Consider the following 14,161-nt stretch of genomic DNA (forward strand, 5'->3'; position numbering starts at 1 on the left):
TCCCAGAGGAAAGGTCAGACCGATGAAACGCCTTCTGCCCGCGACGCTCGCCCTCTCCATTGCCGCCATGCCCGCCAGCGCGGACGAGATCGCCGACGTGCTCCGCGGCGCGCTCGAGGCCTATGAGGCCGGCGATGTGAAAACCGCCAAGGAAGATCTCGACTATGCGCAACAACTCCTGTCGGAGATCTCGGCGCAGAGCTTTGCCGGCTACCTGCCGCCGCCGCTCGACGGCTGGACGCGCGAGGATCAGGAAAGCAGCGCCGGCATTTTCGGCGGTGGCCTCTCGGCCGAGGCGCTCTATTCCAACGGAGACACGCAGTTCACCCTGACGCTGATCGCCGACAGTCCGATGATCATGGGCATGTCGGCGATGATCACAGGCGCAGGCGCGGCGCTCGGCGGCAAGCCTCTGCGCATCCAGCGCGAGCGGTTCATCCGGCAGGATGGCGACCTGATGGGCATCGTCGGCAACCGGGTGCTGGTGCAGGCCTCGGGTGACGCGGCGGAGGAGGATATCGTCGCCACCATCGACCAGATGGACTTCAAGGCGATGGCCGATTTCTAGGGCAGGATCGCGAGCCAGATCCAGACCGTGAAAACGGAGGCCGCGGTGGCGAGCAGAACCGTGCTCGCCGCGGCCCCCTTGGCACGTCCGTAAATATTGGCGAACACATAGGCGTTGACGCCGGGTGCCATGCTGGCCGTCACCACGGCCGAGCGCACCAGCGCGTCCGACAGGCCGAAGACACGGTCTGCCAGCAGGTAGGTGACAAGCGGGTGCACGACAAGCGACAGGGTGGAAACCATGGCCGCTTCCCCGATTGACCGGCGGAGCGCATAGCGGGTCAGGATGCCGCCGAGGCCGAAGAGCGCGGCGGGCAATGCGGCCTCGATCATCATGTCGACCGCCGACCAGACCGGGTCGGGCAACGAGATGCCGGACAGGTTGACGATGAAACCGGCCATCAGGCCAAGCGTCAGTGCGTTGCGAAACAGTGTCGCGCCGACCGCGCGCATCGTGCCGAGGAACCCCCGCCCGTCGACGCGGCTGACCTCCATCACCGTGATGCCGATCAGGTAGCAGACCGGCGCGTGGAAAGCGATGATCGCGAAATTGCCGTCCAGCGACCCCGGCCCGTAGGCCCGTTCCATGATCGGCAGGCCGAGCAGCACCGAATTGGAGAAAAGCGCCCCGAAGCCGATCGCGACAGCCTCGCCCGGGCGGCGGCGGAAGATCGTCCGTGCACCGAGGATGCCAAGGGCGAAACAGAGGATCGCGCCCGAATAAAAGGAAATGAGCAGCCCGGGCTCGAAGGCGGTCTTCAGGTCGAGCCGCGCGATGGCGTCAAACAGAAGGCAGGGCAGCGCGAACCCTTGGGTGAAAACCATCAGCCCGTCGACGGCGCTTTGCTTGAAAAGTCCGAGCCGGGTCGCCAGATAGCCCGCCCCGATGACAAGGAAGACCGGGATGACGACATTGAGCAGGGTCAGCATCGGCGGTGGCTCACAGGCCCGCAACCTTCAGGCGCATCCCGTCATGGGCCGGCGTCACATGGTCGGGCGTCTCGGCCGCCACAGTCGCATGGTCGAGATCGATATGCATGTTGGTCAGGACTGCGTGGCGCGGAGCAGCCTGCGCGATCCATTCCAGCGTTTGGTCCAGATGTGCATGCGTCGGATGCGGGCTGTAGCGCAGCGCGTCGATCACAAGCGTGTCGAGCCCCGACAGGTGCGGCCATGCCGCGTCGGGCAGGGCGGACACATCGGGCAGATAGACGAAATTGCCGATCCGGAACCCCTGCGCGACGATCCGCCCGTGGGTGACGGCAAAGGGCTGCAAGGGGATTGCACCGCCTGGTCCGTCAATCGAGAAGGGGCCGTCGATGCGGTGCAGGTCGAGGATCGGCGGGTAGGAACTGCCCTCGGGCTGCACGAACGCATAGCCGAACCGCGTGACCAGCGCGTCCGAGGTCGGCGCATCGGCCCAGACCGGCAGCCGCGATTTGCGGTTGTAGACGATCATCCGCAAGTCATCGATCCCGTGGACATGGTCGGCATGCTCATGCGTGTAGACCACCGCATCGAGCGTGCCGACACCGGCATCGAGCAGTTGCGCACGCAGGTCGGGGCTCGTGTCGATCAGGAGCCGCGTCGTGCCCTCCGGTCCGGTGCGTTCGACCAGCAGCGAGCAGCGGCGGCGCCGGTTCTTGGGATTGTCGGGGTCGCAAGCACCCCAGATCCCGCCGAGGCGCGGCACTCCACCCGACGAGCCGCAGCCGAGGATCGTGGCGACCGTGCCATGTCCGCTGTTCGTCCCGTCAGGCATCGGCCGGGCTCCATGCGGCGGCCTTGGCGAAGAGCCGGTCGAAATTCTCGCTCGTCTGGCGGGCGAATGCGCCTTCATCCATGTCCCAGAGCCCGGCAATCGCGCGCGCGGTGTGCGCGGTATAGGCCGGTTCGTTGCGCTGGCCGCGATGGGGGACCGGTGCAAGATAGGGGCTGTCGGTTTCCACAAGGATGCGTGTTGCGGGGGCGGCGCGGAAGATATCGCGGAGCGCATCGCTTTTCTTGAAGCTCGCGATGCCCGAGGCCGACAGGTAGAAGCCGAGGTCGAGTGCCGTCTGCGCCAGTTCGGCCCCTGACGAGAAGCAATGCATCACGCAGGCATAGGCGCCTGCCGCGTGTTCGTCGCTCAGGATGCGCGCCATGTCCTCATCCGCGGCCCGGGCATGAATGATGAGCGGCAGGCCGGTCTGCCGTGCGGCTTCGATATGGATGCGCAGGCTGTCCTTCTGCGCCGCCGCGCTGTCTGCCGTGTAGTGATAGTCGAGCCCGGTTTCCCCGATGCCGACCATTTTGGGATGCCGGCTGAGCGCCACGAGATCCTCGACGCGCACCAGCCCCTCGGCGGCAACGCTCATCGGATGGGTGCCGGCGGCCCAGAAGACTTCGAGATGCGCGTCTGCAATCGCACGCACCGTATCGGCCTGCCGCAGCTTGGTGCAGATCGTGACCATGCGTGTCACCCCGGCGGCGACGGCGCGGTCCACGACCTCCGACCGTTCGCCGTCGAAATCGGGAAAGTCGAGATGGCAATGGCTATCGACGAGGGCAGGGAGGGTCATCAGGCGCGGTCCGGTCTCTGGCAGGTTCAGCTTTGGGCCACCGGCGCGGCCCTTGCGGCGCGGCGCAGATCGCCTTCGATCGAGATGAACGTATCGAGGATGACCTGTTCTGGGTCAAGGTTCACCGCGCGCGCATGGGCCAGCCGGCTGTCGATCCGTTGCACGGCGGCGGCCCAGACCGGGCCTTGCGCCGGCGCGTGTGCAGAAATGGCATGGAACCGTTCCTCGCGCGCCGCAGCGGGAATGCCGCTGCCGGCACCGCTGGCCGCAAGTGCCGCGCGCGACAGGGCAATCAGGAGCAGGTCGCAGACCAGTGCATAGCGCTCCTTCTGGCGGACGCCTGCGCAACTGCGCGCCAGCGCCATGACCGGACCGCGCGGCATGGCCGGGTCTGCCAGACAGGCGATGATTTCGGAATAGAGCCCCAGTCCCTCGCCGCGGAGGAGCCGGATCGCACTGCCGACCGACCCGCCCGTCAGTTCGGCCAGCGCACTGCTGTCGGCATCGGGCGCCAATCCGATCCCGTCGAGTGCGGCCCCGAGAGCGGACTGGTCGAGCCGGTCGAGACGCAGGGCGCGGCAGCGCGACCGGATCGTGGGCAGGAGCCGTGCCGGCTGGTGCGAGATCAGGAGCAGGACCGTTTTCTCCGGTGGCTCTTCAAGAACCTTCAGAAGCGCGTTGGCGGCGCTCTCGTTCATCTCGTCCACACTGTCGATGATGGCCACGCGCCAGCCGCCGTCCGGCGCGGTGAGGGAGAAAAACCCTTTCAACTCGCGCACCGCCTCGACGGTCAGAACGGTCGTCAGCCGTTCCTTCTTGTGGTCCCAGAGCCGCCGGCAGAGATGCACGCCCGGATCCGACAGGGCGGCATTGAGCCGGAAGACGGGGCTGTCAGGTGGTGTGTCGAGGGTCAGCGGATCGGCCGTGCGCCGCGCCTCCGTATCGCGCAGGAACCGCGCGATGCGCCAGGCCAGCGTGGCCTTGCCGATCCCTTTGGGGCCGGAAATCAGCCAGCCATGCGGCAGCCGGCCCGACGCGAAAGCATCGAGAAACGCTGCCTCTGCCGCGGTTTGGCCGAAAAGGTGCACCGTGTGGCGCGGATGCGGTGCGCCCTCGATCCGGTCCGGTTCTGGTATGTCTGCAACATCGATGCTCATGCCGCGCGATCCGCAAGGGCCGCATCGATGGCTGCGGCGATCTCTGCGATCGTTCCGCTGGCGTCGATCGGGACGCACCGGTCGGTGAAATCGGCCGACAGGGCACGGAACCCCGCCCGCGCCCGCGCCTGGAAATCCTGGCCCAGTTCCTCGAACCTGTCCTCGCCCGATCCGCGGGCCAGCCCGCGCTCCAGAGCGCGCCGGTCGTCCATGTCGAGCACGAATGTCAGGTCCGGTTCCAGCCCGATCATGAGCGCATGAAGCGTGTCGACCGTCCCGCGCAACTCGGCCCGCGCCGCGCCCTGATAGACCCGCGTGCTGTCGGCAAACCGGTCGCAAATGACGGTCGCACCGCGGTCGAGTGCCGGGCGGATCGTGCGTTCCACATGGTCGCGTCGCGCGGCGGTGAAAAGCAGGATCTCGGTCTCCGGCGACCAGCGGCCGGGGTCGCCCTCCACGAGCAGGCTCCGGATCTCTTCCGCACCCGGAGAACCGCCCGGTTCGCGGGTCAGCACAACATCCTGACCGGCGTCTTCCATCCGCTCGGCGAGCAGCCGCGCCTGTGTCGACTTGCCGGAGCCGTCGATCCCTTCAAAGGTGATGAACCGCCCCACGCGCACCCGGCCTATTGCGTGGCAACGGGCGGGAAGACGCGGTCGCGCAACGTGGCGGCAGCGGCGGCCAGACGGGCGGTGAACCCGCCGCGTTCGACCGTGTCGCGAGCCAGAAGCGGCACGCGGACCGGATCCTGGCCTTCGATCCCGATCTCCAGCGTGGCAAGCTGCTGCCCGGCCTCCACCGGGGCTTCGATCGGGCCGCGGTAGCGAACCTCTGCGGTTACCTCGTCGACGCCATAGGGCACCATGACACGGACCGGGCCATCGGCCACAAGCTCGACCTGTCCCTCGGTTCCGATCCAGAGGTCAGCGACGGCAATCGTCTCGTCTGCCTCGAAAAGCGCGCGCTCGCTGAAATCACGGAAGGCCCAGTTGAGGAGCCGCTCGGACTCGTTGCGCCGGTCGGACGAACTGTCGAGACCCGAGATCATCAGCGTCACGCGCCGGTCGTCACGCTCGGCAGACGCCACGAGCCCGTAGCCCGCTTCCTCGGTATGGCCGGTCTTCAGCCCGTCCGCCCCGAGGTTGAGATAGAGGAGCGGGTTGCGGTTTTCCTGGGTGATCCCGTTCCAGGTGAAACTCGTTTCAGCGAAATAGGGGTAGAGATCGGGGAAATCCCGCACAAGAAGGTTGGCGAGCAGCACCAGATCCTGCGCGCTCATCCGCTGGTCGGGATGCGGCCAGCCGGTGCTGTTGGCGAAGGTCGAGGCTTTCAGCCCCAGATCGCGGCCCTTCTTCGTCATCCGGTCGGCAAAGGCGGCTTCCGATCCGGCAAGGTTTTCCGCAATCACGACACAGGCGTCATTCCCCGAATGGACGATGACCCCCATGATCAGATCCTCGACCCGCACGGTCTTGCCGACTTCGAGGAACATCTTGGACCCGCCCATCCGCCAGGCTTTCTCGCTTACGCGGAACTCGCTGTCGAGCGTCAGATCGGTGGTCTCCAGCGCTTCGAAGAGCATGTAGAGCGTCATCAGCTTCGACATGGAAGCCGGCGGCAGCGGAACATCGGCATTCTTCGACAGGAGCACCGTGCCCGTGTTCACATCCAGAACCAGCGCCGCGCGGGCGCTCGTGTCGATGGCCGCGGCGGGCAGGGCAAGGCCGACCGTGGCCAGTCCTGATACGAGGGCTGAGCAGAGGATGTTTCTGGCACGCATGGCGGCCTCCTATCCGTTTGTGGCGAACGCGTCCTTGTAGCCGAGCGCCTTCACCTTCTTGAGGTTTTCCTCCAGCGCGGCCTGGCTGCGCGCCGGGCCGACAAGGATGAAGTAGCGGCGCTTGCCGTTCTTGGTGTTCGACTTCACGGTCGTCGGCAAGCCCTGCGTTGTCAACTTGGCAAGCAGATCGTTGGCGGCCTTCTCGTTGGAGAGCGCGGCCACCTGCACATAGGTCTTGGATGGTGCGGCGGTGGATTGTGCCGTCTGCGGCTTCACCGGATCGAGCGTGGTGGCCTCGATGGCCGCCGGCTTGGCCGCGGTCGGCGCGGGTGTGGGTTTCGGCGCGGGTGTGGGTTTTGGTGCCGGCGTCGGTTTCGGCGTGGCCGCGGCTGCCGCTGCGGTTGCCGTCGCGGCCGCAGCCGTCGTCGCGGCAGCGGTTGTTGCGGCTGCATCATCCGCCGCGGCAACCGCGGTTTCCGGTTCAGGTTCCGGCTCCGGCTCCGGAGCGGGCGGCGGCGTTTCGACCTTGCGCAGCGCCGTCACCGTCACCTTTGTCGGCTTGCCGGCGAGGATCGCCAGTGCCGAAGCCGCATCGGAGGACATCTGGAAGGCCGGGCCGGGATTGTCCCGCTCGCGGCGGAACAGCGCCGCCTTGACCGATTTTCCGGTTTCATCGTTGCGGATCGTGACCCGCTCGGGCTGGTCGGCATCGGGATGCGCGATCCAGACCCCACCGAGCGACGGCCGCCCGTCCCACAGCGCCAAATCCGTCTCCTGGAAGACGGCGGGCTGGGCCACCTCTTGTGTGCTGCCCTGTGCGGATGTGCCGGATGCTGCTGATGGTCCCGTGCCGTCCTCGGTGCAGGCGGCAAGGAAACTCAACGCAACTACAACCGGAACACCCCGCAGCGCCACGTGACCTCGGTGCATGCGCGGAAACATCATGGAATTCCCCTGTTTGCCGCACGGTGCCGAATGGCGGGGCGGCCGGTCCTCAATTCTTGCGCCGTGTCGGTTTATCTCTTGGCGCGCTCGATGCGAGAGTTTTACCAACAGATGGTTCAAAAGGGAAGGCCGGGATGGCGCGAATGCGGCACGCAGGGCGCGTGCAATCCGGACTTGCGGAGCCGTGCGGAAAGGCGCTATTGCCCACCTATCCAGGAGGGGTGGCCGAGCGGTCGAAGGCACCGGTCTTGAAAACCGGCAGGCGTGAGAGCGTCTCCAGGGTTCGAATCCCTGTCCCTCTGGATTGACACTGATTCTGTTTCTTCTTTCTCTTTCAGTGATTTGTGCGGCGGTTTTCCGCCGGAACATCAGTGGTGTGCTTGACTTGGCGCAGGGCACGCGGCTTGATCCGCGCATGATGCAGACCTCAAAGCCCATGCGCCCCGCCGCCCGTATTCGCCACACGCTCCGCAACCTTCTGCGCCCTGCCGCCGCGCTGATGCTGGCCGCGCTGGTCCTGCCGCTGCCGGCCAGTGCACAATCCAGCCGGGCGCAACTGGCCGAGGTGGCCGAGGCGCTGCGCAAGTATACCGACATCCGCACCGCCAAGGCCGAGGGCTGGAAGGCGTTTGGCGGGGACGAGCCGCTCATGGGCCAGCATTTCTACCCGCCCAACGGACCGGATTATGTGGCCGGCGACAAACTCGATTTTTCCCGCCCGAACAATCTGATGTATACCGAGATTGATGGACGGATGGTACTGACGGGCGCGGCCTTCGTGGTGCGGCTCGGGCCTGATGATCCGCTGCCCGACGGGTTTGCAGGGCGGGCCGACCGCTGGCATGTCCACGATTTCCAGAAAGCCATTGATGCCGCGACCGAGGACCGGCCGGTCCTTGGCGGCATCGCCAACTGGTGGCTGGACCGGACTTATTACAGCAAGGGCGACAATCGCGCGCGGCTCGCGATGGTCCATGCCTGGGTGACGATGCCGAACCCCGACGGGCCCTTCGCTGATTTCAACCGGCTGCTGGCCTATCGCAAGCTGGGCCTGCCGGACAGTTGGGCCAGCGGGGCGTCGATAGAAAGCGCGCGCGGCCTCGTGCTCGCGCAGGAGGGGGGCTGCGAACGGCGGCTCGAAGGGGATTTCTGGATTGCCAACATCAAGGGCCAGCAGAAACGGCGCATCCTGACAGGTTGCGAACAGGTGGCGGCAAAGATCCGGGCGGACCTGCCGGGCACCAAGGCCCGGGTCAATGCGCGCGCGGCCGAAGGCCATGCCGTGTTCGAGCGGTTTTTGGCCAAGGAACTGACCGCCGACCAGAAGCGCCGGATCGCCGCGATGGCCGAACATGGGGACCATGGAAATCACGCGGACCATGCCGGCCACGGCCAAGCCGGCGCGCACGCACATCACTGACGTTCAAGAAAGTTCGATAAGAATATGAAAGATTACGAAGAATTTGATGCGGTCGGTCTGGCAGACCTTGTGCGCAAAGGCGAGGTTTCGGCGGAGGAGCTGCTCGATGAAGCCGTCGATCGGATGGCGGCGCGCAATCCGGCGCTGAACGCGGTGGTGCTCGATTTCACCGATGTGGCGCGGCGCCGTATCGCTTCCGGCCTGCCGGAGGGGCCGCTCACCGGCGTGCCGTTCCTTTTGAAGGACCTCGGGGCCGAAGCGGTTGATTTTCCCTCGCACAACGGCTCGCAACTGCTGCGCAACACGGTCTATGACCGCAATTCGAGCCTTTACGCGCGGCTGGAGGCATCGGGCCTGTCGACATTCGGCCGCACCGCAGCGCCCGAAGGCGGCATCGGCGCTGCGACCGAGGCCGCCGTCTATGGCGGGCCGACGCGCAACCCGTGGAACCTCGACCACACGCCCGGCGGCTCGTCCGGTGGCGCCGGGGCCGCTGTGGCAGCCGGCATCGTGCCTGCGGCGCACGGATCGGACGGGGGTGGCTCGGTCCGCATTCCGGCATCAAGCTGCGGGCTCTTCGGGTTCAAACCCACCCGCGCGCGATTGCCCGACGGTCCCTATGCAGGCGAAGGCTGGGCCGGCATGGCGATCGACGGGTTCCTGACCCGGTCGGTGCGGGACACGGCGGTGCTCTTGGATATTTGCAGGGGCAGCGACCTTGGCGCGCCCTATGCCGCACCACCGATGGAGATGAGCTTCACCGAGGCGCTGGATGCGCCTGCGCGGCCCCTGCGCGTGGCGCTTTGCACAACGACGCTGACGGGTGATGCGATCGACCCGCAGGTGACTGAGACTGTCGCGCAGACCGGAAGGTTGCTGGCTGACATGGGCCATCATGTGACCGAGGACCGGCCGAAAGCCGACACGCTCGGCATGATGCGGGCCTGGACCAAGATCGTGGCTTGCGGCACCGCGCTCTGGATCGACAAGGCGCGCGGGACAACTGGCGTTCCGCCGACTGCCGACGAGGTCGAGGGCGTCGGGCGCGGCGCATGGGCCTATGCGCAAGGCATATCCGGCGCCGACTATCTGGATGCGGTAGGCAAGATCCATTCTTACGGGCGGGAAATGGCTGCGTTCTTCGAGAGTTACGATATTCTGGTGACGGCCACACTGGCCGAACCGCCAGCCAAGATCGGGCGGTTCGACCATCGGAGCGAGGATTATGTCGGCTACCGGACGGGGCCAGAGGGGATTTTTGCCTACTCGCCCTTCACCGCCGCGTTCAACGCGACCGGACAACCCGCGGTGTCCGTGCCGCTCGGCCAGAGCGCGGACGGGCTGCCCATCGGTGTGCATCTGGCCGCGCCCTTCGGCGCGGATGCGATGCTCATGTCCCTGTCAGCGGATCTGGAACGCGCCGCGCCCTGGGCTCACCGCCGGCCGCCGCGCCCGTCCTGAGTGGCGAGCGCGCCGTAGGCCTCCGGCCGCCGGTCGCGGAAGAGCCCCCAGCTGCGCCGGAACGTGGCAACGTCGTCGAGGTCGAAACTGGCGGTCAGGACGGCATCTCCCGACCGGTCGGCCTGCGCGACGAGCCCGCCCATCTGGTCGGCGATGAAACTCGATCCGTAGAAGGACACATCCGTGCCGTCCTGGACTTCTCGCCCGTAGCGGTTGGCCGCACCGAGCGGCATCAGGTTTGCCCCTGCATGGCCCTGCATGACGCGGGTCCAGTGCGGCTGGCTGTCATGGTCGGGCGCGGGCGGTTCGCTGCCGATTGCGGTCGGGTAGAGCAGGCATTCCGCCCCCATCAGCGCCATGGCGCGGGCGGTTTCGGGAAACCACTGGTCCCAGCAGATGCCGACGCCGATGCGGCCGGCCGCCGTGTCCCAGACGCGGAACCCCGTATCGCCAGGCGTGAAATAGTATTTTTCCTCATAGCCCGGACCGTCGGGAATATGGGTCTTGCGATAATTGCCAAGGATCGTGCCGTCCGCGTCGATCATGGCGAGGCTGTTGAAATTGGCCTGTCCGGCTTCCTCGTAATAGGAGATCGGCAAAACCGTGCCGAGTTCGCGGGCCAGATCGGCAAAACGCGCGATGACCGGATTGCCGTCGAACGGCCGCGCCAGGCCGAAGAAACGCGGATCCTCGGTCTTGCAGAAATAGGGGGCCTCGAACAGTTCGGGCAGCAGCACAAGGTTGGCGCCGTCCGCCGCGGCCCGACGCACCAGCGCTTCAGCCGTGTCGAGATTGGCGGCATGGTCGTCGCCGCAGGCCATCTGCACGACGGACAGGGTGAGTTTACGCATTGTTGAACCCTTCCAGGACATTCACGGTGTTGATGCCGACAGCCTCGATCGCATAGCCGCCTTCCATGCAGATGACGGTCGGCAATCCGGCGCGCGCGACGCGTGCACCCATATCGAGAAAATCGCCGCTGTCGAGCTTGAAAAAGCTGATCGGGTCGTCCTTGAACGTATCGACCCCGAGCGAGAGGACGAGCGCCTCGGCACCGAAGGCGCGGATCCGAGACAGCGCGTCGTCGAGCGCCTCCGACCAGGGCCCGTATCCCGTGCCGGGCGCCATCGGATAGTTGGCGGTGGCACCGTCGCCCGCGCCTGTGCCGGTCTCGTCCGCAAAGCCGAGGAAATAGGGAAACGCATCTTCCGGCGCACCGTGGAGCGAGGCGAAGAACACGTCGCCGCGGTCGTAGAAAATATCCTGCGTGCCGTTGCCGTGATGGAAATCCACGTCGAGAACCGCAACCTTTGCCGCCCCGTCGCGGCGGAACATCTCGGCCACGGCTGCCGCATTGTTGAGGAAGCAGTAGCCGCCATACATGTCGCTTGCCGCATGGTGTCCGGGCGGCCGGCAGAGTGCGAATGCCGCGCGGTCGCCGGCGGCCACGGCCCGCTGGGCCGCCTGCGCCGACGCCATGGACGACCAGGCCGCGGCCCATGTGCCTTCGGTGATCGCGGTTTCCGCCGCGAGTGCGTAATAGCCGACCTTGCCGTCGATGTTGCGCGGCGGGCGCGCGGTTTGCATCCGGCGGGCCGGGAAGGAGGCGGCGATGATCTCTCCCTCGAACCCTTCGGCTTTCCATTCGGCCCATGCCGTTTCAAGGAAATCCAGATAGTCGGGCGCATGGAGCGCGTCGACAACCGCGCGGTCGGCCGGGTCGGGGGCTATGGGGGCGGCAAAGCCGCGTTCCTTCAGCCGCGTCAGCACATGTTCGATCCGGCTGGGCCGCTCGAACGGGGTGACGAACTGTCCGCCATGCAACTCTGCCTGCGGGAAATGGGCGCGATGGTCTTCGCTGAAGAAGGTTTTCATTGTCGGTCCTCGGACAGAAGTCAGGTGTCGGCCAACGCCTGCCGGATTGCGGCAATTGCCGCCATCGTGTCGGCGATATAGCCGGGCATCAGGTAATCGGGCCAGGTGGAGAGTTTCACAACCGTCAGTTCGGCTTCCGCGTCGATATAGATGAGCTGGCCGAACACGCCGCGCGCCATGATGTCGCCGCGTGTCCGGTCATGGACCCACCATTGCCGGCGGTATCCGCCCTTGGGCGACAGGACCGTGTAGGGCCAGTCGAACCCGTCCGGGTCGGGTTTGGTCGTGGCGCGCGCCCAGTCATGCGGGATCGGCGTGTCGCCCGCATCCGATATGGCGCGGCGCATCGCCTCTCCGAAACGAGCAAAGTCGCGCAGGGTCGCACAGAAACCGCCATCGGCGAGCGCGGTGCCGGCGCTGTCGACTGTGAAAAACCCGTCGGCTTCCGCCCCGACCGGCTGCCAGATGCGCTCGGACAGGAGCCGGGGCAGTGGCATGTCGGTGACATGCTCGCAAACCCATGCCAAGAGGTCGGTTTCGATCGAGCGGTAGCTGAAACTCTGCCCGTGTGGACGGATGCGCGGCAGGCTCGCGATGACGCTGCGAATGGTTTCCCGCGGGGTGCCGTCGGGGGTCGGGCGCCAGCCGGCCGCCATGTCGATCCGCGTCATGTCGGACCCGGGCAGGTTGTAATCCTCTGTGAAGCGGACGCCGGAGCGCATGTCGAGCACCTGCCAGATGCGCGCATCGCCATAGCCGCTCTGCGCCAGTTCCGGAAGCACGTCGGACACGGGCGCCTGCAGGTCGATCAACCCGTCACCGTGCAGGACGCCGACGAGTGCGCCCACCAGCGACTTGGAGACGGATTGCGCCAGATGGCGGGTCAGCGGTGTCTGGTCGTTGAAGTAGGTTTCAGTGATCACCCGGCCGCGATGCAGGACCATGAATGCATCTGTGTAGCTTTCCGCCAGATGGTCGGCCAGCGTCAGACGTCGGTCCTCGGTCGCGGTGAACGTGACCCCGGAGAGGTCGGCCGTCGCGTCTGCCAGCGGGCGGGCACCGCCCGATCGTGCGCCGACACGGGCGATCGGAAACAGGTCCTCGATATGCTGGAATGTCCAGCGGTTGAATGGGGCGAGGTCCCAATTGGTCAGCGAGGGGCGCTTTTCCGGCGGGGGCGGATTGCCCTGCATGATCCCCAGTTCGCGGGCGGAACGCGGGCGCGGGGTCAGATTGTCCTCGATTTGCGTCATCGCTCCGGTCCGGGCTGGGGGTGGAAGGGATTCGGGTCCTGCGGCGCCCTAAGACGGCGCCGCAGGGATCAACAGCCGCTCAGGCGGTCACTGCTTCAGGCGGGTCCAGATCTTGTTGTAAAGATCGACGACCTCCTGCGGGCAGGGCTTCACGAAATCCGGCGCCGGCGCGTCGGCGGGCATCAGGATCTCCGGCGCTTCCAGCATTTCGGGGTCCATGAAGGCCTCGGAGCCTTTGATCCCGTTCGCATAACGCGCGAAGTTGGAAGTCATGGCCGCGTTCTCCGGGTCCATCATGAAATTGATGAAGAGCTTGGCGTTTTCCATGTTGGGCGCGTCTTTCAGCACGGCAACATTGTCCATCCAGCCGGTGAAGCCTTCCTTCGGATAGGCATATTGCAGGCTCGGCCGCTGGGCGCGGGCGCGCATGGCGGCGCCGTTCCAGTTCTGGCTGAGGTCCACATCGCCCGAGGTCAGTTTCTCGATCGTGGAATAGTCCATCGTGCGCCAGTGCTGCTTGGCCTCGACCAGAAGCTCGGTCACTTCGCGCAGCTCGTCCACATTGCCGTTGCAGCGGCCGTAGCCGAGATAGCGCAGGCCCGCGTTGATCACATCGTTCATGTCGTTGAGCATGTTGATGCGGCCCTGCAGTTCCTCCGGCGGATTGAAGAGCAGTTCCAGCGTGTTGATATCGCCGGTAAAGACTTCCGTGTCGACGGTGAAGCTCGTGGTACCCCACTGGTAGGGGATCGAGTAGTTCCGGCCCGGATCCCACCAGACATCGACCCAGTTCGGATCGACATTGGCGAAGTTTTCCATCTCGTTGGGTTTCACTTCGGCAAGCAGGTCCTGCTCGATCATGATCTTGATCATGTAGTCGCCAGGAACGACGATGTCGTAGCCGGTATTGCCTTCCTTGACCTTGGCCAGCATCGTTTCGTTGCTGTCATAGCCGTCGAGCGTGACTTCGATATCATGCTCGGCCTCGAATTTCTCGATCATCTCGGGGCTGGTATAGTTGCCCCAGTTGTAGATGTTGAGCTTGCCCGCCGCGAGCGCGGGCAGGCCCGCAACCGCGCTCAGAGCAAGGACGCTCAGTCCGATGGTCACTTTTTTCATTTCCGTCTCCTCTGTTGGTGCCG

At 65.9% G+C, this 14,161-nt stretch carries 14 protein-coding genes and 1 tRNA gene; 4 read left to right on the forward strand and 11 right to left on the reverse strand.

Going from position 1 to position 14,161, the window contains the following annotated elements; translation table 11 throughout:
* Window positions 1-22 precede the first annotated feature (22 nt).
* Window positions 23-568 carry a hypothetical protein gene (locus tag GSH16_RS09385; protein ID WP_160854338.1) on the forward strand — a complete coding sequence of 182 codons (546 nt, stop codon included), beginning with the start codon at window positions 23-25 and terminating at the stop codon, window positions 566-568.
* On the opposite strand, the gene GSH16_RS09390 is transcribed toward GSH16_RS09385, so the two are convergent.
* The 7 genes from GSH16_RS09390 to GSH16_RS09420 are packed head-to-tail and all read right to left on the reverse strand — an operon-like array spanning window position 565 to window position 7,010.
* A complete protein-coding gene (locus tag GSH16_RS09390; protein ID WP_160854340.1) occupies window positions 565-1,497 on the reverse strand; it encodes an AEC family transporter in 933 nt (310 codons plus the stop codon). The two genes, GSH16_RS09385 and GSH16_RS09390, sit on opposite strands and share 4 nt — an antisense overlap.
* 10 nt (window positions 1,498-1,507) lie before the next feature.
* The gene (locus tag GSH16_RS09395; RefSeq protein WP_160854342.1) at window positions 1,508-2,329 is read right to left on the reverse strand and encodes an MBL fold metallo-hydrolase; all 822 of its coding nucleotides are present in this window, start codon (window positions 2,327-2,329) and stop codon (window positions 1,508-1,510) included.
* Window positions 2,322-3,128 (reverse strand): TatD family hydrolase, encoded by an 807-nt coding sequence (locus tag GSH16_RS09400; RefSeq protein ID WP_160854344.1) that lies wholly within the window; start codon window positions 3,126-3,128, stop codon window positions 2,322-2,324. Before GSH16_RS09400 ends, GSH16_RS09395 begins: the two co-directional genes overlap by 8 nt.
* A 26-nt stretch (window positions 3,129-3,154) precedes the next feature.
* Window positions 3,155-4,285: a DNA polymerase III subunit delta' gene (locus GSH16_RS09405; protein WP_160854346.1), complete on the reverse strand. Its 1,131-nt coding sequence runs from the start codon at window positions 4,283-4,285 to the stop codon at window positions 3,155-3,157.
* Entirely contained in the window at window positions 4,282-4,905 is a 624-nt protein-coding gene (gene tmk / locus GSH16_RS09410; protein WP_160854348.1) for a dTMP kinase, read from the reverse strand. The genes GSH16_RS09405 and tmk overlap by 4 nt, the downstream gene beginning before the upstream one ends.
* Window positions 4,906-4,910: 5 nt before the next feature.
* Entirely contained in the window at window positions 4,911-6,065 is a 1,155-nt protein-coding gene (locus GSH16_RS09415; protein ID WP_160854350.1) for a D-alanyl-D-alanine carboxypeptidase family protein, read from the reverse strand.
* 9 nt (window positions 6,066-6,074) lie between these two features.
* Window positions 6,075-7,010 carry an SPOR domain-containing protein gene (locus GSH16_RS09420; protein ID WP_160854352.1) on the reverse strand — a complete coding sequence of 312 codons (936 nt, stop codon included), beginning with the start codon at window positions 7,008-7,010 and terminating at the stop codon, window positions 6,075-6,077.
* A gap of 215 nt (window positions 7,011-7,225) precedes the next feature.
* On the opposite strand from GSH16_RS09420, the gene GSH16_RS09425 reads away from it, so the two are divergent.
* From GSH16_RS09425 to GSH16_RS09435, 3 genes are all read left to right on the forward strand, one after another.
* A tRNA-Ser gene (locus GSH16_RS09425) sits at window positions 7,226-7,312 on the forward strand.
* Between the two features lie 74 nt (window positions 7,313-7,386).
* Complete coding sequence (locus tag GSH16_RS09430; RefSeq protein WP_160854354.1) at window positions 7,387-8,430, forward strand: hypothetical protein; 1,044 nt, start codon at window positions 7,387-7,389, stop codon at window positions 8,428-8,430.
* Window positions 8,431-8,454: 24 nt separating this feature from the next.
* On the forward strand, window positions 8,455-9,891 hold the full coding sequence (locus GSH16_RS09435; RefSeq protein WP_160854355.1) for an amidase: 1,437 nt from the start codon (window positions 8,455-8,457) through the stop codon (window positions 9,889-9,891).
* Here the strand turns inward: GSH16_RS09435 and aguB are convergent.
* The 4 genes from aguB to GSH16_RS09455 form a co-directional block, all read right to left on the reverse strand.
* Window positions 9,864-10,742 (reverse strand): N-carbamoylputrescine amidase, encoded by an 879-nt coding sequence (aguB, locus tag GSH16_RS09440; RefSeq protein WP_160854357.1) that lies wholly within the window; start codon window positions 10,740-10,742, stop codon window positions 9,864-9,866. The genes GSH16_RS09435 and aguB overlap by 28 nt on opposite strands.
* The gene (locus tag GSH16_RS09445) at window positions 10,735-11,766 is read right to left on the reverse strand and encodes a histone deacetylase family protein (protein ID WP_160854359.1); all 1,032 of its coding nucleotides are present in this window, start codon (window positions 11,764-11,766) and stop codon (window positions 10,735-10,737) included. Before GSH16_RS09445 ends, aguB begins: the two co-directional genes overlap by 8 nt.
* A 20-nt stretch (window positions 11,767-11,786) precedes the next feature.
* A complete protein-coding gene (locus GSH16_RS09450) occupies window positions 11,787-13,019 on the reverse strand; it encodes a serine hydrolase domain-containing protein (protein WP_160854361.1) in 1,233 nt (410 codons plus the stop codon).
* Window positions 13,020-13,106: 87 nt separating this feature from the next.
* Window positions 13,107-14,138, reverse strand: coding sequence for an ABC transporter substrate-binding protein (locus tag GSH16_RS09455; protein ID WP_160854363.1), 1,032 nt, complete (start codon window positions 14,136-14,138; stop codon window positions 13,107-13,109).
* Between the last annotated feature and the right edge of the window lie 23 nt (window positions 14,139-14,161).

It is taken from the genome of Oceanomicrobium pacificus (assembly GCF_009833495.1).
GTDB classification, from domain to species: domain Bacteria; phylum Pseudomonadota; class Alphaproteobacteria; order Rhodobacterales; family Rhodobacteraceae; genus Oceanomicrobium; species Oceanomicrobium pacificus.